The following is a 26427-nucleotide window of genomic DNA, read 5'->3' as shown; positions in this document are numbered from 1 at the left end:
GTGGTGCGCAGAGGCCTGGTGGCCGTCCTGGTGATCGTGGCACTGGCGGCGGCGGTCCTCGCCGTGACGTCCGCCCCGTGGTGGTGGGCCGCGGCGGGACCGCTCCTCGCGGCGGGCGCCGTGGGGACGTACGACGTGACCCAGCGCCGCCACTCCGTACTGCGCAACTACCCCGTCGTCGGGCATCTGCGCTACCTCATGGAGGCCGTGCGTCCGGAGATCCAGCAGTACTTCATCGAGCGGGACTACGACGGCCGTCCCTACGACAAGGACACCAGGTCCACGGTGTACGAGCGGGCCAAGGGCGTCGCCGACCAGGACCCCTTCGGCACCGAACTCTCCGTCTACGAGCCGGGGTACGAGTTCTTCACGCACTCGATGGCGCCCCGCCCGGTGCCCGAGCACCCGCCGACCGCGCACATCGGCGGGCCCGGCTGCGGGCGGCCGTACGAGATGGCCCTCCTGAACGTCTCCGCGATGAGCTTCGGCTCGCTCTCCGCGCAGGCCGTCCTCGCCCTCAACAGGGGCGCGGCCGAGGGCGGCTTCGCGCACGACACCGGCGAGGGCGGCATCTCCGAGTACCACCTGCGGCACGGCGGCGACCTGGTCTGGGAGATCGGCACCGGCTACTTCGGCTGCCGTACGCCCGACGGCGGCTTCGACGCGGACGAGTTCGCGCGCAAGGCCGCGGGCGACACCGTGCGCTGTGTGTCCCTGAAGCTGTCGCAGGGGGCGAAGCCCGGGATGGGCGGGGTGCTGCCCGGGGCCAAGGTCAACGCGGAGATCGCCCGGGTGCGCGAGGTGCCCGAGGGCCGCACCGTCATCTCACCCAGCTTCCACGCGGTCTTCTCCACGCCCCGCGAACTGGTCCGCTTCATCGCCCGCATGCGGCAGCTCGCGGGCGGCAAACCGGCCGGATTCAAGCTCTGCGTGGGCAGCCGCAGGGACGTCCTCGCCCTGTGCAAGGCCATGCTGGAGGAGGACGTCACCCCCGACTTCATCGTCGTCGACGGCGCCGAGGGCGGCACGGGCGCGGCCCCCATGGAGTTCGTCGACCACGTCGGCACCCCGCTCACCGAAGGACTGACCATCCTGCACAACGCGCTGGTCGGCACCGGCCTGCGCGACCGCGTCCGGATCGGCGCGAGCGGCAAGGTGGCCACCGGCGCCGACATCGTCAAACGGCTCATCCAGGGGGCGGACTACACCAACGCGGCCCGCGCGATGATGTTCGCGGTTGGCTGCATCCAGTCGCAGCGCTGCCACACCAACCGCTGCCCCGTCGGCGTGGCCACCCAGGACCCGCGGCGCGGGCAGGCACTGGACGTCGAGGACAAGTACCGGCGGGTGGCCCGGTTCCAGCGGGCGACGGTGCACAGCGCGATGGAGATCATGGCCTCCCTCGGTGTGACCGACCCGGCGCGGCTGCGCCCCCACATGCTGCGGCGGCGCGTCTCGCACGACGCGGTGCGGTCGTACGCGGAACTCTTCACCTGGCTCGAACCCGGTCAGCTCCTGACCGCGAAGTCCCTGCCCACGGACTGGTACCGCGCCTGGGACGCCGCGGACCCGGACACGTTCACCCCCTGACCTCCGGCGCCCCGGCCACCACGTCATCGCCCGCCGACCGACACCGCCGCCAGCTCAGCCCGCGAGGAACCGGCGCAGCACATCGGCGACCGCCTTCGGGTCGGCCACATGGGTCTGGCCCGCGAGGGTCAGGCGGTCCGCGTGGGCCAGGCCCGCCGCGATCGCGTCCGCGGCCGCGTCGAGGCCGACGACCCACTCGGGGGCGTCCGGCCCATGGCCCCCTCCGGTGAGCACCAGGACGGGCCGGGTGATCCGCGCGAGCCGCTGCACCGGCGGCCGCCCGTCGCCGAGGCACGCCGCGTCATGGGCAAGGGACGGGACGAGGTCGCGCAGTCCCGGCCAGGCGGGGGAGTCGAGGAAGGCCCTGATCTCCTGCTCGGGGGTCCCGGTGACCCGCAGGAACGCCGCGAAGGCCGCGTCGAGCCGCCCCTGGCCCAGCTCCTCCGCCAGCTCGTCGCGGTAGCGCAGCCACCGCGGCGGCCAGTCGGCGCGGAGGTTGTACGGCACTTCGTACACCGCGATCCTGTCGATGCCGCCGACCCCTGCGGCCGCGGCTTCGAGCGCCAGGGCGCCCCCGCTGGAGACCCCGTACAGATGCGCCGTCCCACCGGCCCCCGCGATCAGTGCCGCCAGGTCGTCGAACTCCCGCTCAAGGGCGTAGGGAGGGGTGTCACCGCTCGCGCCGCGGCCGCGCCGGGCGTAGTTGAGGACCGTGAAGTCACCCGCGAGCTCCGGGACGAGCGGCGCGTTCTCCGCGCCGTCGTCGAGGCCCCCGCCCACCAGGACGAGGACCGGTCCCGCTCCCGCACGGGTGTACGCGATCGGCGTGCCGTCCCGTGAGATCACCCGGTCACGGTCCATGGCGTCTCCTCCGCTCTCCTCGCCGAGCAGGCAACTCCCCCCGTACGAACGACATTTGCAGCCACCGCCGCGGTCCTCAACCCCCGGGCCGCCGCGGTGCCGGGCCGCGCGGCGTGATTCACCTGATTCCGTGATCAACTGATGCAAGATACATTCTTGGAAATACGGACATGCGCGCCCAGCTGCGCAGCCGGCTGTGCCACCCGATGGAGAGGCCGATCATGAACATTCCGTTCCTCGACAAGTGGCGCAAGCGGCACTCCGTGGCAGAGCGGGCCGAAGGCCTCGCGGCCGCGTTCGACAAGGATCCCGAGGGCGTGGCGGAGCTGCTCTCCGAGTGCGAACTGCTGCGCTCCCAGGCGGGCGTGGCCGGGCTCGAACTCGACGACTCCCCGGCGTCGTTGGCGGCGCTCGACCAGCTCCTGCCGCTCTGGCGCGACGACCCGGAGCTGCTGCCGTGGCTCGGCAACGACGCGGGCCTTTATCTGGGCACCGTCATCGTGCGCACGGTGCCGGGCGCCTCCTGGCACGTCTGGCCGGGCGGCAGCCCCGTGGTGCGCCTCGCGTCCGGCCGTGAGATCCCGGTGGTCGACGCCGGGCTCGACTGGGCGGTGCAGGGAGCGCCCGAGCTGTCCCAGGTCTATGCCGAGGCGTCCGAGACGTAACCAGAATTGCCTCAAATACGGTTAATGCCCATACGTGCGTGTCGTCCCGTAAGTCCCGTTTAAGCGTGGATAGTTTGCGCGGACGTACACAGCTGAGAGTGGGCAGGTCTTGCCATGGCCGTCGATCCGTTGATCGAGCTGCGTGATGTGAACAAGTACTACGGAGAGCTGCATGTCCTCCAGGACATCGACCTCACCGTCGGCAAGGGGGAGGTGGTCGTGGTCATCGGCCCTTCGGGGTCGGGCAAATCAACGCTCTGCCGGACGATCAACCGGCTCGAGACCATCCAGTCCGGAGAGATCAGACTCGACGGGCAGCCGCTGCCCGACGAGGGAAAGGCACTCGCCAGGCTCCGCGCCGAAGTGGGCATGGTCTTCCAGTCCTTCAACCTCTTCGCGCACAAGACCGTTCTGCAGAACGTCTCGCTGGCGCAGATCAAGGTGCGGGGCCGCAAGAGGGACGAGGCGGACAAGCGCTCCCGTGAACTCCTGGAGCGCGTGGGCCTGTCCACGCACGCCGACAAGTACCCGGCGCAGCTCTCCGGCGGCCAGCAGCAGCGCGTGGCCATCGCCCGCGCCCTCGCCATGGACCCCAAGGCCCTGCTCTTCGACGAGCCGACCTCGGCGCTCGACCCGGAGATGATCAACGAGGTCCTCGAGGTCATGCAGCAGCTCGCGCGTGACGGCATGACCATGGTCGTGGTCACCCACGAGATGGGTTTCGCCCGCTCCGCCGCCAACCGGGTCGTCTTCATGGCCGACGGCCGCATCGTCGAGGACCGGTCCCCCGAGGACTTCTTCACCCACCCGGAGAGCGAGCGGGCCAGGGACTTCCTCTCCAAGATCCTCAAGCACTGACGGGGGTGACGTGCTCGTGAAGAGAAAGACCATGCGGACGACACGGCTGTTCGCGGCCCTCGCCGTCGCCGCCCTCGTCGCCACCGCCTGCGGCAAGGAGGGCAGCCCGCCGACCAAGGGCCCCGCGGCGGAGGAACTCCCCAAGTACCGGGTGGCGACCGGCTTCCAGCTCCCCGACTCCGGCACCTGGCGCAAGGCCAAGAGCCGCGGCCGCTTCGTCGTCGGGGCCAAGGAGGACCAGCCCTACCTCGGCGAGAAGGACCCGGCGACCGGGACCTACTCGGGCTTCGACATCGAGATCGCCAAGATGATCTCGGCGTCGCTCGGCCTCGACCCCCAGAAGATCGAGTTCAAGACCATCGCGTCGGCGAACCGCGAAACCGCCCTGCAGAACGGGCAGATCGACTACTACGTAGGCACCTACACCATCAACGACAACCGCAAGAAGCTCGTCGGCTTCGGCGGCCCGTACTACATGGCGGGTCAGGGTCTGCTGGTGCGGCACGACGAAGAAGACATCAACGGGCCGCAGGACCTCGACGGCAAGCGCGTCTGCTCGGCCGCCGGATCCACCCCCTACCAGCGCATCCAGCAGGACTACCCGAAGGCCACCCTCGTCGCGTACGACACCTACTCGGTCTGCGTCGACAACCTGCTGACCTATCAGGTCGACGCCGTCACCACCGACGACGCGATCCTGATCGGCTACGCGGCCAAGGTGCCCGACGAGCTGAAGGTGGTGGGCAAGCCGTTCTCCAAGGAGCCGTACGGCATCGGCGTCCCCCGGGGCGACAACACCCTGCGGTTCGCGATCGACGACGCCCTCGCGGCCCGCGAGAAGGACGGCGACTGGAAGAAGGCGTACGACGCCACGCTCGGCCTCTCCGGAGTCCCGGCGCCGCAGCCGCCCGCCATCGACCGCTACCCGGCGAGCTGAGGAGGCGTCGTGGACGTACTGACAGACAATTTCTCCACGTTCGGCGAGGGCTTCCTCGGCACCGTCGAACTCACCGTCTACGCCTCGGTCCTCGCGCTCGTGCTCGGCTTCCTCATGGCGTCGTTCCGGGTCGCGCCCGTCGGATCCTTCCGGGTGTTCGGCACGGTGTGGGTGACGGTCCTGCGCAACACCCCGCTCACCCTGCTCTTCTTCGCCGTGCTGCTCGGCCTTCCGCGGTTCGGACTCGTGCTGCCCTTCAAGGTGTTCGCGGTCCTCGCACTCGGCTGCTACACCTCCGCGTTCATCTGCGAGGCGATCCGCTCGGGCATCAACACCGTCCCCAAGGGGCAGGGCGAGGCGGCCCGCAGCCTCGGCATGACCTTCGGGCAGACCCTGTCCAAGGTCGTGCTGCCGCAGGCCTTCCGGTCCGTCATCGCGCCGGTCGGCTCCAACCTCATCGCGCTCGCCAAGAACTCGGCGATCGCGGGGGCGTTCAGCGTCACCGAGCTGCTCGGCACCTACAAGACCCTCAGCGAGCTCGGCTACAACATCATCTGGACCTTCGTCTGGATCGCCCTCGGCTACCTCATCATCACCCTCGCCATCAGCGCGATCTTCAATGTCCTCGAAAAGCGCTGGGGAGTCGCCCGATGAAAGCCCTCTCCCACGATTCCACCGCCCTGTACGACATCCCCGGACCCAAGACCGTGCGGCGGCACAAGCTGTACGGGGTGCTCTCCACGCTGGTCGTGCTCGGCCTCGTCGGCTGGATCCTGTACCTGCTCTTCGACACCGACCAGTTCACGGCCACGAAGTGGACGCCCTTCGAGTACAAGGGCATCCAGGAACTGCTGCTGCGCGGCCTCGGCAACACGCTCAAGGCCTTCGCGATCTCCGCGGTCCTCGCGCTCGCGCTCGGCGGACTGCTCGCCATGGGGCGGCTCTCCGACCACCGCCCGGTGCGCTGGGTGGCCACGCTGCTCGTGGAGTTCTTCCGCGCGATGCCGGTCCTGGTGATGATCTTCTTCGTCTTCGTGGCGCTGAAGGTGCAGCCGCTGCCCGCCCTCGTCGCCGGACTCACGCTCTACAACGGCTCGGTGCTCGCCGAGGTCTTCCGCTCGGGCGTCAACTCCGTGGAGCGCGGCCAGAAGGAGGCCGCCTACGCGCTCGGCATGCGCAAGACCCAGGTCATGAGTCACGTCCTGGTCCCGCAGGCCGTCCGTGCCATGCTGCCCGCCATCATCAGCCAGTTGGTGGTGGCCCTGAAGGACACGTCGCTCGGTTATCTGATCACCTATGAGGAGTTTCTCCACGCGGGGAAGCTGATCGCGTCGAATCTCGACTACGATTTGCCCTTCATCCCCGTGGTCATGGTGATCTCACCGATCTACATCGGGATGTGCATGTTGCTGTCGTGGTTCGCCCAGTGGGTGTCCAGGCGTCAGCGGCGGAATCCCAAGACGGAGGCCGCGGAAGTCGCGCCGGCCGAACCAGGGACGCTGCTGCCAGGTACGCAGTAGCCAAGCAGGGCCAGGCCCACCCGGCAGCAGCCGGTGATCACTGCTCGCGCAGCGGGACGGACACGTACGACGGGTCCGCCCCGGGCGAGGAGAAGGTCAGCTGCGCGCCGGACGGGTTGTGCTCGATGTAGAGCGGGTCGACCGTGTCGACGACCAGGGCGAGCTCGTGGCCCGCCGGTACGCTGACCAGCTTGCCAAGGCCGAGCGGGCCCCCGTCGCAGAGGTACGCGACGAGGGTGCCGCTCTCCTTGGTGCCGGCGAGCGTGGTGCGCGGCTTCGCCGCGTCTACTTCAGCGCGCTCTTCGCCTGCCAGTCCGACCAGTCGATGTTCCACTCGCCGTAGCCGTTGCCCGGGTCGGGGACGCCCTTCGAGCCGCTGCCGGTGACCTCGAAGGGGTCGCCTATCTGCACCTGGCCGTAGAGCCAGCCCGCGTCGCCGTCGCTCATGCCGACGCAGCCGGAGCTGTGGTTGGTGTTGCCGAAGTACGAGGCGTTCCACGGGGCCGCGTGCGCGTACATGCCCGACCAGGTGAGGCGCATCGAGTAGTCGACCATCTTGTCGTAGGCGTCGCCCAGGCCCACGGTCTCGGAGCGCATGTTGATCGTGCCCTCCTTCGACATCAGGACCGAGGTGCCGCCCCAGGACGCCTTCTCGCCGCCCGGGGTGCCTGCCGACATCGGCAGCGACTTGAGGGTCTTGCCGTCGCGCACCAGCGTCGCCGTCTTGCTGTCCAGGTTCACCTTGACGACCTGGTTCTTGCCGATGGTGAAGTTCGTCGCGTAGTCGCGCACGAACCAGTCGTCGCCGCCCGAGTCGATGCCGTTGAGCCGGGCATCGAGCTTCACCTTCGTGCCGGACTTCCAGTACTCCTTGGGGCGCCAGTCGACGCGGTCCTTGCCGTCGTAGTTCTTGATCCAGCCCCAGGAGCCCTCGGTGTTGTTCGAGGTCGTCACCTTGAGGTGCTTCTCGACCTCGGCCTTGTTGCGCACCGGGTTGTCGAAGGTGATCGACAGGGGCTGGGCGATGCCGACGGTGGTGTTCTTGCCCGGGGCGAGGGTCACCTTGTTGACCTTGGCGGGCGCGGCCGTCTTGAAGGAGTGCTTCGCGCTGCCGCCCTTGTCGGTGACCGCCTCGACCTGGTACGCCGTGCCGGGCGCGGCCTTGCGGTCCGAGGTCCAGGTGGTGCCGTTCGCCGAGAGCTTGCCGGGCAGCTTCGCGCCCTTGGCGCCGGTGACCGTCACGTCCTTGAGCCTGCCGTCGGCGAGCTTCACCGTGACCGGGCCGCCCGCCTTCGCCTGCTGCCCCGAGAGGTTCACCGAGATCTTCGGTTTCTCGGCGGCCTTGTCGGCGCCGGACGAGCCGCTGCCGCCCGAGCAGGCGCTCAGGGCGGCGGCAAGGACCGCGACTCCCGCGGTCGCCACGTGGCGGGTGCGAAGGGGGCGTCGACGGCTCGAAGAGCTCTGGGGGGTCAAGGAAACGTACCTCCGTGCGAATGTGGACTGCACGGAGAGAGTCCTGAGGACGCCTTCAGGTTGCGCGATGTCCGGAAATTGCCTGCTAGATCACAGAAGGCCCCGGATGGTGTCGGCGCACGGTGAGCGGCGTGTCACTTGGCGCGATGGGAGTTGCGCGCCGAGGGGACGGGCGGCGGGGTCTGTGCCGCGCGGGTCACGTCCGCGACGAGTTCGAGGACGTCGGGTCCGTACGCCTGGGAGTTGACGACCTTCAGGAGCAGGACGAAGGAGTTGTTGCCGTGCTTGCGGGCGAGCTTCTCGTGGTGGCGGGCCAGATAGCGGGTCGCCGCCTGGCTGGTGACGGCGCGCTGGCCGCAGAAGAGGAAGACCGGGCGGGCCTCCTGGCCCTGGTCGGCGGTGAGCCTGGCGAGGATGACGTACTCGGAGAGGCCCGACTCCAGGCGGTAGCGCTCGGTGCCGATCTGGAAGGCGCCGCGGTCGGGTATCGGCTCCGGCTCGGTGTTGACGCGGACGCCGGGGAGCAGTGAGTGCATGTGCGCGGCCATGCGGCGGTTCGCCACCGGGCTGCCCACACAGAACTCGGTGCGTTCGCCGAAGCCCTGCTGGGCCGCGTCGTGCGCGACGATCTGCGCGTGCGCCCCGCACTCCTTGATGACCGCGGCCAGCTCGATCAGCGCGAACACGTCGTGGCGCACCACGGTCAGCTCGGGTCCGCCCGCGTCGCGGTTGACCACGAGCAGCGACTCGGAGTTCTCGGGCAGCCCGAAGAAGGCCTGCTTGCGGCGGAGCCTGCGCTTCCACAGGTAGGAGCGGGCCAGCCATCCAAGGACGGCACTGATGCCGACCGCGATCAGGCCGAGGACGATATTGCGCACGTCTTCAGTCATGGGGGCGCATGCTAGCGGGCCGCCGGACCGGTGTTCGAGGAGGTCCTGACGCGGCGGGGGGCGCGAAGTTACGCTGCGCAGACGGCTGTTGACTGGAGGTACGAATGCGTCGCGCTGTCGTACGGAATCTGACGCTATTGGCGGTCGGAGGGGTATTGGTGTCGGTCGGTGCGGCCGCGCCCCCTTCGTCTACGCGCTCAGCGGAACCGGCACCGGAGAAGGTGCCGGTCGCCGTCGGCCATGGGGGAGCGGTCGCCAGCGTCGACGCGGACGCGTCCGCGGCGGGCATCGAGGTCCTGCGCAAGGGCGGCAACGCCGTGGACGCGGCCGTCGCCACCGCCGCGGCGCTCGGGGTCACCGAGCCCTACTCGGCGGGCGTCGGGGGCGGCGGCTACTTCGTGCACTACGACGCGAAGACCCACAAGGTCAGCACGATCGACGGCCGCGAGACCGCGCCGCGCACCGCCGACTCCGCGCTCTTCCTGGAGAACGGCAAGCCCATCCCCTTCGAGGACGCGGTCACCAGCGGCCTCGGCGTCGGCACCCCCGGCACGCCCGCCACCTGGCAGTCGGCGCTCGACCAGTGGGGCAGCAGACGGCTCGGCACGCTCCTGAAGCCCGCCGAGCGCCTCGCCCGCGACGGCTTCACGGTCGATCCGACGTTCCGCTCGCAGACCGAGGCCAACCAGAAACGATTCAAGGACTTCCCCGACACCGCGAAGCTGTTCCTGCCGGGCGGACAGCCGCCGGTGGTCGGCTCGACGTTCAAGAACCCCGATCTGGCCCGTACGTACGAGGAACTGGGCCGCAAGGGCATCGGTGCGGTGTACCGGGGCGGCATCGGCGAGGACATCGTGCGCACGGTGAACAAGCCGCCGGTCGACCCGGCTTCGGGGCGCGTGGTGCGCCCCGGCGACCTCTCCGCCGAGGACCTCGCGGCGTACGAGGCGAACCGCCAGAAGCCCACGAAGGCCTCCTACCGCGGCCTGGACGTCTACTCCATGGCGCCCTCGTCCTCCGGCGGCACGACCGTCGGCGAGGCGCTCAACATCCTTGAGCGGACCGACCTTTCGAAGGCGTCCGAGGCGAAGTACCTGCACCGCTACATCGAGGCGAGCCGCGTCGCGTTCGCCGACCGCGGGCGCTGGGTGGGCGACCCCGCCTTCGAGGACGTACCGACGAAGGAGCTCCTCACGCAGCGGTTCGCGGACTCGCGGGAGTGCCTGATCAAGGACGACGCGGTCCTCAAGAGCCCGCTCGCGCCCGGCGATCCGCGCCACCCCGAGGCGTGCGCCGCGGCGGACAAGGCGGCCCCCACGACGTACGAGGGCGAGAACACCACGCATCTCACGGTGTCCGACAAGTGGGGCAACGTCGTCGCGTACACCCTCACCATCGAGCAGACGGGCGGCAGCGGCATCACCGTCCCCGGCCGCGGCTTCCTGCTCAACAACGAACTGACGGACTTCTCCTTCGCGCCCGCCGACCCGGCCGTGCACGACCCGAACCTGCCGGGACCCGGCAAGCGCCCGCGTTCCTCGCTCGCGCCGACGATCGTGCTCAAGCACGGCAAGCCGGTGGTGGCGCTCGGCTCGCCCGGCGGCGCGACCATCATCACCACCGTCCTGCAGACCCTGACGGGCTTCGTCGACCGCGGGCTGCCGCTGGTCGACGCGATCGCCGCGCCGCGCGCCAGCCAGCGCAACGCCGCGCAGACCGAGCTCGAACCCGGGCTCTGGAACAGCCCGTTGAGGGGCTCCCTGGAGTCGCTGGGGCACTCCTTCAAGCAGAACCCGGAGATCGGCGCGGCCACCGGCGTCCAGCGGCTGCCGGACGGCAAGTGGCTCGCGGCGGCGGAGAAGGTCCGCAGGGGCGGCGGGTCCGCGATGGTGGTGCGGCCCGCCGGGTGAGCTGAACCGGCGTCGCTACGAGGCGGGCGACGCCGCGCAGTTCTGCTCCAGCTCGTTGGCCGCCCAGCGGATCGCCGACTCCGGGTCGTCGTGCAGATACCGCAGTGTGGGCAGCGCCTCGCGGACCGCGGCGAGCTGGGCGTCGCCGCGGCCGCCGCGGGCCTGGCGGACGTCGGCGAGGTCCGCGATGAGCAGCAGCAGGGTGCTGCGGGACGTGTTGTCCGGGTCCGTCATCAGCTCGACGAGGAACGGGATCGCGGGGACCGCCGCGGTCGAGGACGCCTCCTTGGAGACGAGAAGGCGGTACAGGTCGTGGACCGCGTCCATGGCGGTCTTCTTGTCGTCGGAGGTGACCTTGCCGATCAGCTCGGGGATCATGTGGCCGGGCCCGCGGGCGGTCCACAGCGAGCCCCAGTCGACGTCCTCCAGGCGCAGTTGGAGGTCGCGGTGCGGCCACAGCCTCGCCGGGTCGAGGCGGAGCGCGGACGTGCCGTCCCCGTCGGTGACGTGGAGGGTGCCGTCCTCGTCGAGGCCGAGGAAGCGGATGCCGGTGCCCAGGCGCAGTCCCGCCACCGCGTCCGAACCGATGTCCCAGACGCGGACCAGACCGTCGGCCCAGGCGGCGGCGAGCGCGGGCCCGGTCGCCAACCGCGCGGCGGCCAGCGCCCGTACGGGCGTGCCGCGGCGGGCGAAGGGGGCGCGCAGGGGCTTGCGGCGGGTGCTCCAGTAGCGGATCACGCCGTGCTCGTCGCCGCTCAGCACGAGGCGCCTGCCGTTGCCGAGGCCGACGCAGGCGAGCGCGGTCACCGGGGCGCGGTGCAGGGACAGCGTGATGGTCTCGGGGGACTCGTCGTCGGTCTCCAGGACGTGCACGGAGCCGTCCGCGTCGCCCGCCACGAGGGTCGTCCCGTGCTGGTCGGCGGCCACCGACCGCAGGGCGCCCGGGGCGGGGACGAGCGCGGCGGCGGCGTCCGGCACCGCGGGCGGCGCGAAGGGGCCGCGGGAGAGGACGCGCCAGCGCCCCCTGGGGTCGGCGTCGCCCTCCGCGAGGGAGACCGGGCCGAGGTTCTCCAGGGGTGCGGGCACCTCGGCGGGCTGCCGGATCGCCTTGTCGCCCGACCAGTCGACGCCGAGGGTCTCGGCGACCGCGATCAGGGCGTCGCGGGTGCGGGCGTTGATGACGATCCTGAAGTCGGCGCCGGGGCCACGCCCATGACGTACGACCGCGTCGGGGGCGCCGTACGAGAGTGCGTCCGTGCCCATCTCCTGCCAGGGCAGCAGGCCGAGTTCGCGGTACGAGGAGGTGAGCCGCCGGACGATCTCCGGGTCGGCGTCGACCGTGGTGCTGCGGATCCGGAGCGTCCAGCCGTAGTGCGCGGGCATCCGTTCGAAGGCCAGCTGCATGAGGAACTCCGAGAGGGAGCGGCTCTGCACGACCCACGCGCCGCCGATGCTCACGACGACGCGGGGATCGGGCAGTTCGGCCTCCGCGGCCAGATAGCCCCACTCGTGGCTGTAGTGGTACTCGGACATGAAGACGCACACGCGGCGGTCGCCGCCCGCGGGCAGCAGGTCGCTGTCCGCGGCGACCTCGAGGTCGGAGATCGTCGGCGGCCACTGCGTGTGGACCCAGTACAGGCGCGGGTTGAACGCGAAGGAGTTGAGCGGCGAGTCCCACCACTCGTTGAGGGCCTGCGGGACCGGCAGCTCCCAGTCGATGCCGTCGCGCCGGTTCTCGCCGCCCCACCGGGAGTGGCCGGGCTCGCCGCCGGGGTCCTCATAGCCCCATTCGCGCTGCACCGCGTCCAGCAACTCCCAGCGGGAGCCGCCCTGTTGCCACTGCCGAAGGCGGTCCGCGAACTGTCCGTAGTCGATGATCTCTGATGTCACCGGTGAATCGTACGGATGATCTACGTCGGGGTATGTCCCCGTGGGGTCACAGTGCCGTGAGGATCCTGGGACCGTCCTCGGTGATCGCGACCGTGTGCTCGGCGTGCGCGGCGCGGCTGCCGTCGTTCGTGCGCAGGGTCCAGCCGTCCGGTGCCTGGTGATAGCCGTCGCCGCCGCCCGCGATGAGCATCGGCTCGATGGCGATCACCATGCCGGGGCGCAGCGGCATGCCGCGGCCGGGGCGGCCCTCGTTCGGCACGGCAGGGTCCTCGTGCATGCTGCGGCCCACGCCGTGGCCGCCGAAGCCCTCCGGGATGCCGTACTTCGCCGAGCGGCAGACGGTGCCGATGGCGTGCGCGATGTCGCCGATGCGGTTGCCGACGACGGCCGCCGAGATGCCCGCGGCCAGGGCGCGCTCCGCGGTCTCGATGAGGCGGACGTCCTCGGGGCGCGGGGTGCCCACGGTGAAGCTGATCGCCGAGTCGCCGACCCAGCCGTCCAGTGTGGCGCCGCAGTCGATGGAGACCAGGTCGCCGTCGCGCAGCCGGTAGCCGTCCGGGATGCCGTGCACGATCGCGTCGTTCACGGAGGCGCAGATGACCGCGGGGAAGGGGGTCGGCGCGAAGTGCGGCCGGTAGCCGAGGAAGGGCGAGGAGGCGCCCGCCTCGCGGAGCACGGCGTGCGCGACCTTGTCCAGGTCGAGCAGAGAGACGCCGACCGCGGCCGCCTCGCGCGCGGCGGTCAGGGCCTGTGCCACGATGCGGCCCGCTTCGCGCATCGCGTCGATCGAGAGTTCTGTCTTGAGTTCCACCATGCCAATTACTATACCGGTATTTCTATGGGGTTCCGCTACGATGGGTCCATGGTTCGGAATCCCTTGACCCCTGAAGAGCGCGAGCGCGGCGAACGCCTCGGGCAATTGCTGCGGGATGCGCGGGGCGCGCGGAGCATGGTGGCGGTGGCCGCGGAAGCGGGCGTCTCCGCGGAGACCCTCCGCAAGATCGAGACCGGCAGGGCGCCCACGCCCGCGCTGTTCACCGTGGCGGCGCTCGCCGCCGTCCTGGGGCTCTCGCTCGACGAGATCGTCGTGCGGTGCGAGCTCGTGCCGGTGTGAGCCGGGGGCGCGGCGGCTCGCGCCGGGGCGCGTCGAGGTGGCCTCCCGGCGGCGGAAAACTGCGTGTAGTCGTCCCGTAACACGACTGGTGTTATCTTCCGGACCGGAAGACTCCAGTCTCCACGGGGCGGTGCTGGTCGGATGGCAGTGGGACAACTCCCGGATCAGGTGAGGGAGTTCGCGAAGTACTTGAGAGATCTGCTGGCGCGGCTCGATCAGAGCGCCGGCTGGTGCGGCGTGTTCTGGCAACGGGACCCGGACGGCATGCGCGCCTGCCTGGACGGCGCGGAGGTGCCGCCCTGGGACGTCGTGCAGGCGCTGCTGCACGACCTCGCGGCGGACCGAGGCGTGCCCGCGGCCGAGCAGGAGACGGGGCACGCCCGCCTTCTGCACCGCGCCTCGCTCACCGCGTACGACGCGCGCCCCGGCGGCCGTGAGCTGCTCGGCGAGCGGCTCGACATGATGCTCAGGGAGCAGCGGTACGCGCTGGAGCGCCAGGCCGAACTCGGCAGGCAGCTGACCGGGGCGGCCGGCCCCGACGAGGCCGACCGCATCAACCTCGACCTGGCCTGGGTCCGCGACGACCACGAGCGGGCCACCGCGCGCTGCGTGGAACTCCAGGAACGGATGGACCGGCTCGACGCCGCGGGACGGCCCTCCTGGGCCGACCTGAGCCCGCCGGGCGGGAGCGGAACGTTCGCCGTGGACACCGGCCCCGCTGAGGCCCCCGAACCGCGCGTCCCTTCGCAGGCCGCCGCCCCCGGGGCGAGGCCCCGGCGGCGGGGCGGCGCCCGGTACGCGGGCATCGAAGGCGACGGCGACGGGCCCGACGCCTTCGCGGGTGTGCCCGAGGCCCAGGCCCCGGCCGCCGCGGCTCCCCGCGGCGCCCGCTTCGCGCACCTGGACGACGAGCCGGGGCAGGCCGCCGTGCCGGGCCCCGGCGACGGATTCGAGGACGGGGACGAGGACGCACGGGCCACCGCCGCCGCCGTGCGGGACCTCGTGCGGCTGCGCGGCGAGGGCCGCAGCGGCGAGGCGCACGGCGTACTCGTCGAGGCCGCGGGCTGGCCCGCGGCGCGGCTGCCCGAGCTCGCCGGTGAGCTGCACCGCGCGGGGCTCGGCGCCGACTGGGCGACGCTGCTCTGGGAGGTCGCGTCGCTGCCGCCCGACCGCCTCGTCGCCGTGGCGGACGCGCTGGCCGGTGCGGGCCGCTCCGACGACTGCAGGAAGCTGCTGCGGCAGGGCGTCGCGCGGCCCGCGCCCGAGATGGCGGAGGCGATCCTCGGATTGATCGACGCGGGCCGGGAGCGCGAGGCCCGCGCGCTGCTCGACTCGTTCCTGCGCGTACGCACCGCGGAGGACGCGGCGCGCTGCGCGCACACCGATCCGAACCACCTCATACCCCTGCTCCTGGAGACGGCGAAGGCGGTCTCCGACGAGCACCACTGGGACCTGGTGCACGCGCTGCGCGTCGCGGGGTTCAGCGCCTGACCGGTCCGTTCCCCGCAGCCGCGGTCCGTTTCTCGCCCGCTCGGGTGCGAAACGTGATCGACTCAGCCGGTTCACGACGATGGTCTTGCTCAGCCCGTCGGGGGAGGCTTACGTTCTCCTATCTACGCACCAAGTCTACGTGCGTAGAAGCTCTCTGACGTCCTCTCAAGGGCATGTGAAGGAGCAGCTCATGGTCAACGTCGTACGCGCCGCACTGGTCCAGGCGACCTGGACGGGCGACACGGAATCGATGATCGCCAAGCACGAGGAGCACGCCCGCGAGGCGGCACGACAGGGTGCGAAGATCATCGGGTTCCAAGAGGTCTTCAACGCCCCCTACTTCTGCCAGGTCCAGGAGCCCGAGCACTACCGCTGGGCCGAACCCGTCCCCGACGGGCCCACCGTGACACGCATGCGGGAACTCGCCCGCGAGACCGGCATGGTGGTCGTCGTCCCCGTCTTCGAGGTCGAGCAGTCCGGCTTCTACTACAACACCGCGGCCGTGATCGACGCCGACGGCTCGTATCTCGGCAAGTACCGCAAGCACCACATCCCGCAGGTCAAGGGCTTCTGGGAGAAGTACTACTTCAAGCCGGGGAACGCGGGCTGGCCGGTCTTCGACACCGCGGTCGGCAAGGTCGGCGTCTACATCTGCTACGACCGCCACTTCCCCGAAGGCTGGCGGCAGTTGGGCCTGAACGGCGCGCAGATCGTCTACAACCCGTCCGCCACCTCACGCGGCCTCTCCGCCTACCTCTGGCAGCTGGAACAGCCCGCCGCGGCCGTCGCCAACGAGTACTTCGTCGCCGCGATCAACCGCGTCGGCCAGGAGGAGTACGGCGACAACGACTTCTACGGAACGTCGTACTTCGTCGACCCGCGCGGCCGGTTCGTCGGCGAACCCGCGAGCGACAAGGCCGAAGAACTCCTCGTCAGGGACCTCGACTTCGACCTCATCGAGGAAGTACGCCAACAGTGGGCGTTCTACCGGGACCGCCGTCCCGACGCCTACGAAGGGCTGGTGGAGCCGTGACCGATCTGTACGACCGCCACCGGGCCGTGCTGCCCGACTGGCTCGCGCTCTACTACCGGCGCCCCCTCGAACTCACCCACGGCGAGGGCCGGCACGTGTGGGACGCCGAGGGCAAGCGGTACCTCGACTTCTTCGGCGGCATCCTCTCCACCATCACCGCGCACGCCCTGCCCGAGGTCACCAAGGCCGTCGCCGAGCAGGCCGGGCGGATCATCCACTCCTCGACCCTCTACCTCAACCGCCCGATGGTGGACCTCGCCGAGCGGGTCGCCGCCCTCTCCGGAATCCCCGACGCCCGGGTCTTCTTCACCACGTCGGGCACCGAGGCCAACGACACCGCACTGATGCTCGCCACCGCGCACCGCCACTCCAACCAGGTCCTGGCGATGCGCAACAGCTACCACGGCCGCTCCTTCACGGCCGTCGGCATCACCGGCAACCGCGCCTGGTCGCCGACCAGCCTCTCGCCCCTCCAGACGCTGTACGTGCACGGGGGCGTGCGCAGCCGCGGACCCTACGCGGCCCTGAGCGACGCCGAGTTCACGGCCGCCTGCGTCGCCGATCTGCGGGACGTGCTCGGGCAGGCGCGCGGGGGAGTGGCGGCGCTGATCGCCGAACCCATCCAGGGCGTGGGCGGCTTCACCTCGCCGCCGGACGGGCTGTACGCCGCGTTCCGTGAAGTCCTCGACGAGCAGGGCATCCTGTGGATCTCGGACGAGGTGCAGACCGGACTCGGCCGCACCGGCGAGCACTTCTGGGGCTGGCAGGCCCACGCACAGAACGGCCCGCCGGACATCCTCACCTTCGCCAAGGGCATCGGCAACGGCATGTCGATCGGCGGCGTCGTGGCCCGCGCCGAGCTCATGAACTGCCTCGACGCCAACTCCATCTCGACGTTCGGCGGATCCCCGATCACCATGGCGGCGGGCCTCGCCAACCTCACGTACCTCCTGGAACACGACCTCCAGGGCAACGCGCGGCGCGTCGGCGGGCTGCTCATCGAGCGGCTGCGGGCGATCTGCGCCCAGCTGCCCGCCGTGCGCGAGGTGCGCGGGCGCGGCCTGATGATCGGCATCGAGCTGGTGCGGCCCGGCACGGACGAGCCCGACCCGGCGGCGGCCGGCGCCGTCCTGGAGGCGGCCCGCGAGGGCGGTCTCCTCATCGGCAAGGGAGGCGGGCACAACACCAGCGTGCTGCGGGTCGCCCCGCCGCTCTCGCTGACCGTCGCCGAGGCGGAGGAGGGCGCCTCGATCCTCGAACAGGCCCTCAGGGGCGTCTAGTTCACGCCCGGGTCCCCGCCAGCCCCGCAGGTACCGGAAGCAGGAACAGGAAAGGGGAGTACCCCCATGAGTACCCGCACTCTGATCACCGGCGGTCTCGTCGTCACGGCCGCCGAGGAGATGCACGCCGACGTGCTGATCGAAGACGGCCGCATCGCGGCGCTCGCCTCGGCGGGGACCCAGGAGTGGCGTGCGGACCGCGTCCTGGACGCCACGGACAAGTACGTGATCCCGGGCGGCGTCGACGCCCATACGCACATGGAGTTCCCGTTCGGCGGCACCGCGTCGTCGGACACCTTCGAGACCGGCACCCGGGCGGCGGCCTGGGGCGGCACCACCACGATCATCGACTTCGCCGTGCAGTCGGCGGGGCACTCCCTGCGCGAGGGGCTCGACGCCTACTACGCGAAGGCCGACGGGAAGTGCGCGATCGACTACGGCTTCCACATGATCGTCTCCGACGTCAACGAGTCGTCGCTCAAGGAGATGGACGGCCTGGTCGGCGAGGGCGTGACCTCGTTCAAGCTCTTCACCGCCTACCCCGGTGTCTTCTACAGCGACGACGGGCAGATCCTGCGCGCGATGCAGAAGGGCGCCACGAACGGCGCCCTGATCATGATGCACGCGGAGAACGGCATCGCCATCGACGTCCTGGTCCAGCAGGCCCTCGCCCGCGGCGAGACCGATCCGCGGTACCACGGTGAGGTGCGCAGGGCCCTCCTGGAGGCGGAGGCGACCCACCGGGTGATCCAGCTGGCCCGGGTCGCCGAGGCGCCGCTGTACGTCGTGCACGTCTCGGCCGAGGAGGCGGTGGCGGAGCTGGCGGCCGCGCGGGACAAGGGACTTCCGGTGTTCGGCGAGACCTGTCCGCAGTATCTGTTCCTCTCCACGGACAACCTCGCCGAGCCGGACTTCGAGGGCGCCAAGTACGTCTGCTCGACCCCGCTGCGCCCCAGGGAACATCAGGCGGCACTCTGGCGCGGGCTGCGCACCGACGACCTCCAGGTGGTCTCCACCGACCACTGCCCGTTCTGCTTCACCGGCCAGAAGGAGCTGGGCCGCGGCGACTTCTCGAAGATCCCGAACGGCCTGCCGGGCGTCGAGAACCGCATGGACCTGCTCCACCAGGCGGTCGTCGACGGCCACATCACCCGCCGCCGCTGGATCGAGATCGCCTGCGCGGCCCCGGCCCGGATGTTCGGCATGTACGGCAAGAAGGGCACGATCGCGCCGGGCGCGGACGCGGACGTGGTCATCTACGACCCGGCGGCCGAGCAGGTGATGTCCGCGTCGACGCACCACATGAACGTCGACTACTCGGCGTACGAGGGCAAGCGGGTCACCGGGCGGGTCGAGACGGTGCTCTCGCGGGGCGAACTGGTCATCGATCAGCGGGAGTTCACCGGGCGGGCAGGGCATGGGGCGTACGTTTCGCGCGGTACGACCCAGTACCCCGGCTAGGCGCTCGTCAGCCCAAGAGGCCCTGCTCCAGTTGTGCGGCCATGTGGTTGCGGGCGGGCTTTCCGCTCGCTGTCCGGGCGATGGCGCTGTGGGCGACCTCGACGACGGTTCCCGGGGCGAGTCCGAAGTCGGTCGCCACGTGCTGGGCGATCTCGGTGGTGTCGATGTCCCTGGCCCGCTCGGACACCACGACGAGGGCGAAGGACTCGCCGTAGGGCAGGGCCACGCACTCGGCGACGCCGGGCAGCTCCGTCGCGGACAGCTCGACGTCGGCGGCGAAGACGTTCACGCCGTTGACGCTGATGCGGTCGCTCCTGCGGCCGCTCAGATAGAGCTGTCCCGCGCGCAGACAGCCGAGGTCGCCCGTGTCGAACCAGACGGTGCGGTGGTCGGTGGCCCCGTCGTACCCGTTGAACAGCGTGGCGCCGCGCAGCTGGACGGCGCCGACCTCCGTCTCCGCGCACTCCCGGCCCGCCTCGTCGACGATCCGCAGATCGAGCTCGGGCATGGTGGTGCCCAGGCAGGCGGAGGTGACGGGGCCTTCGGTGCGAAAGCCGGTCGCGGGGTCCGTGTAGCGGTGCGAGGTGGCCATCAGCGCGGCCTCCGCGAGGCCGTAGCAGAACACCAGTGCCGTCGGGTCGAAGCCCCAGCGGCGGGTCGCGCCCACGAACGTGTCGACGGACGGCTTGCGGATGGGTTCGGCGCCGCAGAAGACCGTGCGCCAGGCGCGGAAGAGACCGGGGTCGGGCGTCTCGTGGGCCGCCGCCTCACCGATCCGCGCCGCGAGATAGCGCAGCATGAAGTCCGGGAAGGCGCTGTGCACCGACTCGGCGTCCCGCACGAGACGCAGTGCCGCGAGCGGTCTGCGCAGGAACGTGCCGGGCTCCTCGACGACCAGGTCGATGCCCTGGACCAGTGAGGTCAGCACCCCGATGAGCCCCATGTCGTGGTGGAGCGGCAGCGCGATGAGTCCGGCGTGGCCCGGCTTCATGCCCGCGACGTCGCGGATCGCCTCGATGTTGCCGAGGACGGCCCGGTGGCTGAGCGGGATCGGGCGCGGCATGCCGGTGGAGCCGCTCGTGTACTGGACGAACGCGATGTCGTCGGCGACGCCCGGCGCGGGGTCCCGCGCGCCCGACGGGCGCAGGACCAGTTCGAGTTCGTTCAGGCCGTGTCCGGACACGCGGTAGCCGTGCGTCGCGCCCTGCTGGCGCATGACCGTGGCGAAGTACTGCGTGATGATCGCCCCGGGGACGTGCGGCTTGACGGAGACCGGTACCGCGCCCAGGTGGATCAGGCCGAGCAGCGCGAGCACGCCGTCCCGTGAGCTGCCGATGCGCAGCATCACCCGGTCCCCGCGGCGCACGCCCTGCTCCGCGAAGCCGCAGGACGCCGCCGCGATCTGCGCGGCGAACTCGGGATACGTCAGGCTCACCCGCCGCGCCGATGTGCCGAAGGTGACGGTGGCCTCCGCCCGGTGGGCCTGTCCTGCGACGGCTTCCTGCAACGTGGTCGCGATCATCAGGCCCTCCCGGGGAGGTTCAGCAGGGTGTCCAGGTCGGCCCGCCGGATGCGTTTGGTCTCGCGGTCCACGAGCCCCAGACGGACGCGGCCCCTTGCCACCACGGTGCCGTCGGTGCGCTCGACGTCCTGGGCGAGCGTGAAGCTGTACGCGGACCGCTCCACCAGCGAGGTGCGCACGACCAGGCGGCCGACCGGGTCCCAGTCGACGGCCTTGAGGTAGTCCAGCTGGAGCTGGAGGACCACGGCGACCGGTGTCCCGTCGCTCAGGTCGCCGCCGCAGGCCCGGCCCCACTCCCAGCGGCCGGTCTCCAGGAGTTGCACGTACACGCTGTTGTTGAGGTGCCCGGCCCAGTCGAAGTCGTTGGGGCGCAGGGCGACTTCGCAGGCGTGTTCAAGGCGCGGCAGTGTGCCGGTGGTCATGGGGTGCCCCTTCCGTGGCTCGTCGGCTCCGCACCGGCCGCCCCGGCCAGGAGCACCACCACCGCACCGGCCAGGTCGCCGGTGTGGCTGATCGACAACTCGACGGCGATGCGCCGCTCCGCGCACCATGCGGCGATCTCGCCGTGCAGGCGTATCCGGGGCTGGCCCGCGGGGCCGTGGACGACCTCGACCTCGGGAAAGGTGTGCGCGGGGCCGCCGCCCAGGGAGCTGAGCGCCTTCACGAACGCCTCCTTGGCCGCGAAGAGACCGGCCAGGGAGGCGTCCGGGCGGGGGCGGGACGCGCAGTGCGCGCGCTCGCCCCCGGTGAACAGGGCGCCGCTATCGAGCAAGTGCCGCTTCCCGCGCAGCTCCGTCACGGACTGCAGATCGAATCCGGTCGACATCGTTCGTCCGGAGGCTGGCGAAGTAGGCACGCTTGAGGTCCTCGTACGACTGGGTGTGGATGCCGGTCACCTCGCGGACCAGGGCGAACACGCTGGTCAGCTTCTTCATGTGGACCGAGCCCTCGTGCAGCGCCTCGTCGCTGAGGCCGAACTCCTCCTCGGCGGTGCGGGTCTGCTCCCACCAGTTGACGAAGCCCTGGCGCTCGGTCTGGGCCTCGCGGGCCGAGCCGAACGTCTCGCCGCCGTCGGGGCGGATCCAGGTGTACGCCATGGAGAGGACGTCCTTGATGGGGTAGACCCCGGACTCGACGAGGGCCTTGGCGAACGAGGCGAAGTACTGCCGGTGCTGCACCTCGTCCTTCATGATCGTGTGGAAGACGTCGCGGACCAGGCCGTCCTCGGTGGTGCGGGACTGCCAGCCGTACGACACACAGGCCTCGATCTCGACGCACGCCTGGAGGATGCAGACCCGGGCGTAGTTGTCGGTGGGGAACGCGCCCCGGTGCTCGATGACCTCGTCCTCGTCGATCGGGTCGACGCCCGCCATCTCCATGAGGCGGCCGAAGGCGACCTCGTGGTGCGCCTCCTCCTCCAGCCAGTACCGCGCCGACCAGGCGGCGGCGATGTGCAGGACGTTGGCCCCGAGCGGGTTGGCATCGCGGATCTCATTGGCGAGCTTGACGCCGTCCACGGCGAGCCGGATGCCGGCGGGCTGGGTGGTGAGTTCGGCGCGCGAGGCGTGCCAGAGCGCGGCCTTGTCGCCCGCGGCGGGCCGGTTCAGCCTGCGGCCGTCGAAGAGCTTGTCCGTGCCCCAGCGGCGCTGCTCGTGGTAGCTCTGCTGGACGCGCAGCACATCGCTGACGGTGGCACCCGCGCGGAGCTCCTTGACGATGTCGGTCATGATCAGCATGTCGGGACGCCTTCCGGTCAGGAGGAGGTGGTGGCGAGCTGCTTGCCGAGGGCCGAGACGACGTCCTCGGCGGTGTGGTCGAGGGTCATCGTCGGCAGTTCCACGTCGTCGTCGACACCGGCGTCGGCGAGCGCGCCCGCGAACGCGTCGAGCAGGTCGATGGAGTTGATGGCGTCGGGCGAGGCGACCAGGACGGCGGAGAGCGGCCGCCCGTCGAAGACCTCCTCCTGCGGCAGGCCGAGCCGGCGCGCGACGTTGGTCCTGAGGTCAGCAAGCATGGATGTCTCCCTGTGGGTCAGTGCTGCGGTGATGTCGCGGGGGCGGCCGGAGCGGTCCAGCCGGGTGTGCGCCCGAGTGCCGCGAGGGCGAGGTCGAGCGTGGGCGCCCCCTTGGCCGGTGTCAGGGCCGGTTCGAACTGCGCCTCGGGGCCGAGCCTGCGGTCGTCGTCCGGCACCCGCAGGGCGAAGACGAGGGCGGCCTCGGCGATGTCGTCGTCCACCCGCGGGTCGAGGCCCAGGGTCCGGGCCACGTCCCAGCCGTGCACGACGTAGTCGAGGAAGTGGAACCCGATGGCGACCTGGGCCGGGAAGGTGGTGGTCGTGCTGATCTCGGGCAGGGCGAACTCGCTGGTGAGCACGCCGGGTTGGGCGAACGCGTCGAGGACCGCGTCGGCGGCGGCGCGATAGGTCTTGAGCGGGTCGTCGCCGAGTTCGGCGGGCCGCCACACGGCGAGGTCCGCGCCTTCTCCTGCGGCGGCCGCGGCGAAGCCGATGTGCTGGCCCGCCATGTGCGCCACCAGGTCACGGAGGTTCCAGTCCGCGCAGGGGGTGGGGGCCTCCCAGTGTTCGGGAGACGACTGTTCCAGGATGCGTACGGTTTCCAGCACTGCCGTCCGGTCGAGCTTCCGGATATCCATGCGGATCCTTTCGGCGAGTGGTTGTCCCACGCTGGTGGGGGGCCGTTGGGCGGTCTGCGCCGGGGCCGGGGATGCCGTTTCCGTAGGTGTCGGGACACGGCGACATGAGCCGCGGTCGCTGTCGTGGGAGCGCGGACAGAAAAACAATAGCACGACCGTACGTTTAGTTAGTGGGCCAGGAAAAGGCCGAGGGGCCCGGTCCTGACCGACCGGGCCCCTCGGCCTCGCGTGCGCGTGCTGCCCGTCCGGGCTGGTTACTCGGCGGCCTCCGCGGCCTCTGTGGCCTCTGTGGCCTCCGTGGCCTGCTCGGCGATGAAGGCGGCCAGCCTGCCCACGCCGTCGACGATCTGTTCCGGGCTCAGGGCGCTGCAGGAGAGCCGGAGTTGGTGGTCGCCGCCGCCGTCGAGGTAGAAGTCGCTCATCGGCGTCCAGAGCACGCCGAAGGCGCGCGCCGAGCGCTCAAGAGCCTTGGTGTCGGCCACGAACGGGACGCGTACGACGAGGAAGAAGCCGCCGTCGGGACGGTTCCAGTCGACCCCGAGCTCCTCGCGGCGCGCGGCGGGGAAGTGCCGCTCCAGCTCCGCGAGAAGGGTGTTGAGATTGGTGCGGTAGAACTCGATCGCGTCGGCGTTGGCCTCGCGGAGCCGGCAGCCCGACTCGACGAGGAGCCCGCCGACCACGGCCTGGCTGATCGCCGACGTGTTGACCGTCGTCATGCTCTTGATCTTGGAGAGCTGGTCGGCGAGCAGCGTCCGCTCGCCCCGGGGGCCCACCACCTCCTGGTCGGCCACCACATAGCCGACGCGCGCGCCGGGCAGCGCGGTCTTGGAGAACGACCCCAGGTGCAGGACGCGGCGCTCGCGGTCGAGGGCCTTGAGCGTGGGCCTCGCCGACCCCTCCCGTACGAAGAATCCGTACGGGTCGTCCTCCAGGATCAGCAGGTCCTCCTGGACGGCTATCTCCAGGAGCCGTTCGCGGGCGGCGACGGTCATGCTCGCCCCCGACGGGTTGGCGAAGTCCGGCACCACGTACAGGGCGCGCGGCCGCCGCCCCTGCGCCCTGGTCTCCCGCACGGCGGCGAGGACCGCGTCGGGGTCGGGGCCCGCGGTGCCCTCGGCGACCGGGCGTACCGCGATGTCGAGCAGCCGGGCCGCGCCGGTGACGCCGACGTAGCAGGGCGAGCTGACGAGCAGGGTGTCCTCGGGCCGTGCGAACAGGGCGCGCAGGGTGAGCAGCATCGCCTCCTGGCAGCCGGTCGTCACGACCACCGACTCCGGGGCGACCTCGATGCCCTCGTCGTTGGCGAGGGTGCGGGCGATCAGGTCGTGGATGATGCCGTTGGTGCGTCCGTACTGGAAGAGCAGGGTGCGCACCTGGTCGCGCGACCAGCCGCTCTCCTGCTCCAAGTGGTCGGAGAAGGACCGGAGATGGCGCGCCAGGTCCTCCGGCTCGAAGGTGCCCTCGGAGGGCCTGCCGGGCGCGAAGGAGACGGCGTCGGGGAAGCGCGCGACGACCTCGTTGAGGAAGTTCATCGCGTCGAGCACCGGATCGGTCAGGGAGCCGTGCAGCTCGCCGAGGTCGAGCGCCCCGGTGTGGGCCGTGGTGTCTGCCATGGGATCAGCCTTTCGTCGTGGCGCCGGCGAAGGCGGTGCGCAGATACGCGGCGGCCTGCTCGACGGCGCGGCGGCCCGCGTCGAGGGATCCTGCCATGGCGAAGAAGCCGTGCGCCACGCCCGGGTAGCGGGTCGCCTCGACCCGCACGCCGCTCTCCCGCAGCCGCTCGGCGTACTGCTCGCCCTCGTCGCGCAGCGGGTCGTACTCGGCGGTGATCACCAGGGCCTGCGGAAGGCCGGAGTGGTCGGCCGCCCGCAGCGGCGAGACGAGCGGGCTCACGCCGTCCTCGGGCGAGGCCAGGTAGTTGTCCCAATACCACTGCACGGACTTGTCGTTGAAGAGCAGCGGATCGGTGTTCTCGCGGCGCGACGGGGTGTCCGCGAGGTAGTCCGTGTTCGGGTAGACGAGCAGCTGGGCCAGGATGTCCGGGGCCGCCGCGTCCCGCGCCATCAGCGACACCACGGCGGCGAGGTTGCCGCCCGCGCTGTCGCCGCCGACCGCCACGCGCGCGGGGTCGCCGCCGAACCGTCCGGCGTGCTCGACGGCCCAGCGCACCCCCGCCAGGCAGTCCTGCGGCGCCGCGGGGAACTTGTGCTCGGGCGCGAGCCGGTAGCCCACGGCGACGGTGAGGCAGCCCGCGGCATTGGCCAGGCTCCGGCAGATCGCGTCACTGGTCTCGATGGAGCCGAGCGTCCAGCCGCCGCCGAAGAAGTACACGAGCACCGGCAACGGGCCCTCGCCCGCGGGCCGGTAGACGCGGACGGGGAGCGGTCCCGCCGGGCCGGGTATCGACTCGTCGATCACCTGCGCCACGGGCTCGGGAGTCCCCGAGTCGGCCTGGATGGCGGCGAGATCGGCCGCCCGCGCCTCCGCGAGGCTCATCGTGTACAGGGGGCGGACCCCCTGCGCGGCGCGCTGGTCGTACAGCGCCTGGAGTTGTGGATCGAATGCCATGGTGCCTCCGGACCGGGGCCGCGGTCCGGCGGACCGCGGGAGTGTCAAGGTGTGTCGGGGAGCAGGGAGGGATCCGTCGCGACACCGCGGAGGCGGTGCAGGATGCCCTCGGCTGCCCTGGCGTAGCAGGTGAAGTTGTGGTGGAGCACGGATTCGGCGTTGGCCATTTCGAGCAGGGCGACCAGCTCGAAGGCGAGTTGGGGGATGTCGGTGTCGTCGCGCACCTCGCCCGCCCTCCGCGCCTCGTCGATCGTCTGCTCAAGATATTTGAACCAGCTGCCGTGGGCACCGGCGACCGTGTCGTGGACCTTGCCGTCGCGTGCGTCGTACTCGGCCGAGACCGAGTAGAAGAAGCAGCCGCCGGGGAACACCCGCTGCTCGGAGTAGGTGAGCCAGCTGGTGCACAGGCTCCACAACCGGTGTATTCCCGCGGGCAGTTCACGGTTGGGCTGCACCACGTACTCGATGTAGATCTTGATGGCGGCGCGCACGGTCGCGAGCTGGAGCTCCTCCTTGGAGCCGAACAGGGCGAACACTCCGCTCTTGCTGAGCTTGAGTTCACCTGCCAGACGCCCCAGGGAAAGGCCCTCGAGGCCTTCCACCGATGCGATCTCCACGGCGCGCCGAAGGATCAACTGCCGGGTCTGGTTTCCGCGTGCGATCCGCCCGTCGGTGCGGACCTGCGTGGTCGTCGTGGTCACGCACCACCTCC

Annotated in this window: 26 protein-coding genes and 1 pseudogene; 12 read left to right on the top strand and 15 right to left on the bottom strand. The window is 71.0% G+C overall.

Annotated elements, in window-relative coordinates; all coding sequences use genetic code 11:
* The gene (locus ACFWZ2_RS14290) at positions 1–1590 is read left to right on the top strand and encodes an FMN-binding glutamate synthase family protein (RefSeq protein ID WP_384545382.1); all 1590 of its coding nucleotides are present in this window, start codon (positions 1–3) and stop codon (positions 1588–1590) included.
* Between the two features lie 54 nt (positions 1591–1644).
* On the opposite strand, the gene ACFWZ2_RS14285 is transcribed toward ACFWZ2_RS14290, so the two are convergent.
* Positions 1645–2451, bottom strand: coding sequence for an alpha/beta fold hydrolase (locus ACFWZ2_RS14285; RefSeq protein WP_384545381.1), 807 nt, complete (start codon positions 2449–2451; stop codon positions 1645–1647).
* Between the two features lie 221 nt (positions 2452–2672).
* Between ACFWZ2_RS14285 and ACFWZ2_RS14280 the strand changes: the two genes are divergently transcribed.
* The 5 genes from ACFWZ2_RS14280 to ACFWZ2_RS14260 all read left to right on the top strand — a co-directional run bounded on the left by ACFWZ2_RS14280 (position 2673) and on the right by ACFWZ2_RS14260 (position 6431).
* Positions 2673–3116 (top strand): DUF6278 family protein, encoded by a 444-nt coding sequence (locus ACFWZ2_RS14280; protein ID WP_384545380.1) that lies wholly within the window; start codon positions 2673–2675, stop codon positions 3114–3116.
* Between the two features lie 114 nt (positions 3117–3230).
* On the top strand, positions 3231–3974 hold the full coding sequence (locus tag ACFWZ2_RS14275; protein WP_384545379.1) for an amino acid ABC transporter ATP-binding protein: 744 nt from the start codon (positions 3231–3233) through the stop codon (positions 3972–3974).
* A gap of 31 nt (positions 3975–4005) precedes the next feature.
* Entirely contained in the window at positions 4006–4911 is a 906-nt protein-coding gene (locus tag ACFWZ2_RS14270) for a glutamate ABC transporter substrate-binding protein (protein WP_384545378.1), read from the top strand.
* A 9-nt stretch (positions 4912–4920) separates the two neighbouring features.
* On the top strand, positions 4921–5565 hold the full coding sequence (locus tag ACFWZ2_RS14265; RefSeq protein WP_384545377.1) for an amino acid ABC transporter permease: 645 nt from the start codon (positions 4921–4923) through the stop codon (positions 5563–5565).
* The gene (locus tag ACFWZ2_RS14260) at positions 5562–6431 is read left to right on the top strand and encodes an amino acid ABC transporter permease (protein ID WP_384545376.1); all 870 of its coding nucleotides are present in this window, start codon (positions 5562–5564) and stop codon (positions 6429–6431) included. The genes ACFWZ2_RS14265 and ACFWZ2_RS14260 overlap by 4 nt, the downstream gene beginning before the upstream one ends.
* 37 nt (positions 6432–6468) lie before the next feature.
* Here the strand turns inward: ACFWZ2_RS14260 and ACFWZ2_RS14255 are convergent.
* The 3 genes and pseudogenes from ACFWZ2_RS14255 to ACFWZ2_RS14245 form a co-directional block, all read right to left on the bottom strand.
* Positions 6469–6711 (bottom strand): annotated as a pseudogene (locus ACFWZ2_RS14255) (acyl esterase); the annotation flags it as partial.
* Positions 6712–6716: 5 nt separating this feature from the next.
* Entirely contained in the window at positions 6717–7853 is a 1137-nt protein-coding gene (locus ACFWZ2_RS14250) for an Ig-like domain-containing protein (protein WP_384545375.1), read from the bottom strand.
* A 185-nt stretch (positions 7854–8038) separates the two neighbouring features.
* The gene (locus ACFWZ2_RS14245) at positions 8039–8794 is read right to left on the bottom strand and encodes a hypothetical protein (protein ID WP_384545374.1); all 756 of its coding nucleotides are present in this window, start codon (positions 8792–8794) and stop codon (positions 8039–8041) included.
* A 104-nt stretch (positions 8795–8898) separates the two neighbouring features.
* Here ACFWZ2_RS14245 and ggt point away from each other — a divergent pair, with 104 nt between their 5' ends.
* Positions 8899–10704, top strand: a complete 1806-nt coding sequence (gene ggt, locus ACFWZ2_RS14240) for a gamma-glutamyltransferase (RefSeq protein WP_384545373.1) — start codon at positions 8899–8901, stop codon at positions 10702–10704.
* Positions 10705–10719: 15 nt separating this feature from the next.
* Here ggt and ACFWZ2_RS14235 read toward each other — a convergent pair whose 3' ends face one another.
* The gene (locus ACFWZ2_RS14235; RefSeq protein ID WP_384545372.1) at positions 10720–12594 is read right to left on the bottom strand and encodes a WD40 repeat domain-containing protein; all 1875 of its coding nucleotides are present in this window, start codon (positions 12592–12594) and stop codon (positions 10720–10722) included.
* Between the two features lie 46 nt (positions 12595–12640).
* Positions 12641–13408, bottom strand: coding sequence for a type I methionyl aminopeptidase (gene map, locus ACFWZ2_RS14230; protein ID WP_384545371.1), 768 nt, complete (start codon positions 13406–13408; stop codon positions 12641–12643).
* A 48-nt stretch (positions 13409–13456) separates the two neighbouring features.
* Between map and ACFWZ2_RS14225 the strand changes: the two genes are divergently transcribed.
* The 5 genes from ACFWZ2_RS14225 (at position 13457) to hydA (ending at position 18973) form a co-directional block, all read left to right on the top strand.
* Complete coding sequence (locus tag ACFWZ2_RS14225; protein WP_384545370.1) at positions 13457–13708, top strand: helix-turn-helix domain-containing protein; 252 nt, start codon at positions 13457–13459, stop codon at positions 13706–13708.
* 189 nt (positions 13709–13897) lie between these two features.
* Positions 13898–15199, top strand: a complete 1302-nt coding sequence (locus tag ACFWZ2_RS14220) for a hypothetical protein (protein ID WP_384545369.1) — start codon at positions 13898–13900, stop codon at positions 15197–15199.
* Between the two features lie 190 nt (positions 15200–15389).
* Positions 15390–16232, top strand: a complete 843-nt coding sequence (locus tag ACFWZ2_RS14215; protein WP_384545368.1) for a nitrilase-related carbon-nitrogen hydrolase — start codon at positions 15390–15392, stop codon at positions 16230–16232.
* On the top strand, positions 16229–17512 hold the full coding sequence (locus tag ACFWZ2_RS14210; protein ID WP_384545367.1) for an aspartate aminotransferase family protein: 1284 nt from the start codon (positions 16229–16231) through the stop codon (positions 17510–17512). Before ACFWZ2_RS14215 ends, ACFWZ2_RS14210 begins: the two co-directional genes overlap by 4 nt.
* Before the next feature lie 66 nt (positions 17513–17578).
* Complete coding sequence (gene hydA, locus ACFWZ2_RS14205) at positions 17579–18973, top strand: dihydropyrimidinase (protein WP_384545366.1); 1395 nt, start codon at positions 17579–17581, stop codon at positions 18971–18973.
* Positions 18974–18980: 7 nt separating this feature from the next.
* On the opposite strand, the gene ACFWZ2_RS14200 is transcribed toward hydA, so the two are convergent.
* From ACFWZ2_RS14200 to ACFWZ2_RS14160, 9 genes are all read right to left on the bottom strand, one after another.
* Positions 18981–20495, bottom strand: a complete 1515-nt coding sequence (locus tag ACFWZ2_RS14200; RefSeq protein WP_384545365.1) for an AMP-binding protein — start codon at positions 20493–20495, stop codon at positions 18981–18983.
* Entirely contained in the window at positions 20495–20917 is a 423-nt protein-coding gene (locus ACFWZ2_RS14195) for an acyl-CoA thioesterase (RefSeq protein ID WP_384545364.1), read from the bottom strand. The genes ACFWZ2_RS14200 and ACFWZ2_RS14195 overlap by 1 nt, the downstream gene beginning before the upstream one ends.
* Positions 20914–21267, bottom strand: a complete 354-nt coding sequence (locus ACFWZ2_RS14190) for a holo-ACP synthase (RefSeq protein ID WP_384545363.1) — start codon at positions 21265–21267, stop codon at positions 20914–20916. Before ACFWZ2_RS14190 ends, ACFWZ2_RS14195 begins: the two co-directional genes overlap by 4 nt.
* The gene (locus tag ACFWZ2_RS14185) at positions 21257–22231 is read right to left on the bottom strand and encodes a hypothetical protein (RefSeq protein WP_384545362.1); all 975 of its coding nucleotides are present in this window, start codon (positions 22229–22231) and stop codon (positions 21257–21259) included. Before ACFWZ2_RS14185 ends, ACFWZ2_RS14190 begins: the two co-directional genes overlap by 11 nt.
* A 17-nt stretch (positions 22232–22248) precedes the next feature.
* On the bottom strand, positions 22249–22509 hold the full coding sequence (locus tag ACFWZ2_RS14180) for a hypothetical protein (RefSeq protein ID WP_384545361.1): 261 nt from the start codon (positions 22507–22509) through the stop codon (positions 22249–22251).
* 17 nt (positions 22510–22526) lie between these two features.
* The gene (locus ACFWZ2_RS14175) at positions 22527–23147 is read right to left on the bottom strand and encodes a TIGR03086 family metal-binding protein (protein ID WP_384545360.1); all 621 of its coding nucleotides are present in this window, start codon (positions 23145–23147) and stop codon (positions 22527–22529) included.
* Between the two features lie 254 nt (positions 23148–23401).
* Entirely contained in the window at positions 23402–24760 is a 1359-nt protein-coding gene (locus tag ACFWZ2_RS14170) for a PLP-dependent aminotransferase family protein (RefSeq protein ID WP_384545359.1), read from the bottom strand.
* 4 nt (positions 24761–24764) lie between these two features.
* Positions 24765–25715, bottom strand: a complete 951-nt coding sequence (locus tag ACFWZ2_RS14165) for an alpha/beta hydrolase (protein ID WP_384545358.1) — start codon at positions 25713–25715, stop codon at positions 24765–24767.
* A 44-nt stretch (positions 25716–25759) separates the two neighbouring features.
* On the bottom strand, positions 25760–26416 hold the full coding sequence (locus ACFWZ2_RS14160; protein WP_384545357.1) for a TetR/AcrR family transcriptional regulator: 657 nt from the start codon (positions 26414–26416) through the stop codon (positions 25760–25762).
* Between the last annotated feature and the right edge of the window lie 11 nt (positions 26417–26427).

The organism is Streptomyces sp. NPDC059002 (assembly GCF_042740435.1).
Lineage (GTDB): Bacteria > Actinomycetota > Actinomycetes > Streptomycetales > Streptomycetaceae > Streptomyces.
The sequence above is the reverse complement of the archived record's forward strand: the minus strand, read 5'-3'. Positions and strand labels throughout refer to the sequence as shown.

Coding starts and splice junctions, on each gene's coding strand:
- ACFWZ2_RS14195 (WP_384545364.1), bottom strand. CDS start 20,917: ATGACCACCGGCACACTGCCGCGCCTTGAACACGCCTGCGAAGTCGCC.
- ACFWZ2_RS14260 (WP_384545376.1), top strand. CDS start 5,562: ATGAAAGCCCTCTCCCACGATTCCACCGCCCTGTACGACATCCCCGGA.
- ACFWZ2_RS14200 (WP_384545365.1), bottom strand. CDS start 20,495: ATGATCGCGACCACGTTGCAGGAAGCCGTCGCAGGACAGGCCCACCGG.
- ACFWZ2_RS14245 (WP_384545374.1), bottom strand. CDS start 8,794: ATGACTGAAGACGTGCGCAATATCGTCCTCGGCCTGATCGCGGTCGGC.
- ACFWZ2_RS14185 (WP_384545362.1), bottom strand. CDS start 22,231: ATGCTGATCATGACCGACATCGTCAAGGAGCTCCGCGCGGGTGCCACC.
- hydA (WP_384545366.1), top strand. CDS start 17,579: ATGAGTACCCGCACTCTGATCACCGGCGGTCTCGTCGTCACGGCCGCC.
- ACFWZ2_RS14225 (WP_384545370.1), top strand. CDS start 13,457: ATGGTTCGGAATCCCTTGACCCCTGAAGAGCGCGAGCGCGGCGAACGC.
- ACFWZ2_RS14165 (WP_384545358.1), bottom strand. CDS start 25,715: ATGGCATTCGATCCACAACTCCAGGCGCTGTACGACCAGCGCGCCGCG.
- ggt (WP_384545373.1), top strand. CDS start 8,899: ATGCGTCGCGCTGTCGTACGGAATCTGACGCTATTGGCGGTCGGAGGG.
- ACFWZ2_RS14180 (WP_384545361.1), bottom strand. CDS start 22,509: ATGCTTGCTGACCTCAGGACCAACGTCGCGCGCCGGCTCGGCCTGCCG.
- ACFWZ2_RS14170 (WP_384545359.1), bottom strand. CDS start 24,760: ATGGCAGACACCACGGCCCACACCGGGGCGCTCGACCTCGGCGAGCTG.
- map (WP_384545371.1), bottom strand. CDS start 13,408: ATGGTGGAACTCAAGACAGAACTCTCGATCGACGCGATGCGCGAAGCG.
- ACFWZ2_RS14275 (WP_384545379.1), top strand. CDS start 3,231: ATGGCCGTCGATCCGTTGATCGAGCTGCGTGATGTGAACAAGTACTAC.
- ACFWZ2_RS14285 (WP_384545381.1), bottom strand. CDS start 2,451: ATGGACCGTGACCGGGTGATCTCACGGGACGGCACGCCGATCGCGTAC.
- ACFWZ2_RS14215 (WP_384545368.1), top strand. CDS start 15,390: ATGGTCAACGTCGTACGCGCCGCACTGGTCCAGGCGACCTGGACGGGC.
- ACFWZ2_RS14270 (WP_384545378.1), top strand. CDS start 4,006: ATGCGGACGACACGGCTGTTCGCGGCCCTCGCCGTCGCCGCCCTCGTC.
- ACFWZ2_RS14280 (WP_384545380.1), top strand. CDS start 2,673: ATGAACATTCCGTTCCTCGACAAGTGGCGCAAGCGGCACTCCGTGGCA.
- ACFWZ2_RS14175 (WP_384545360.1), bottom strand. CDS start 23,147: ATGGATATCCGGAAGCTCGACCGGACGGCAGTGCTGGAAACCGTACGC.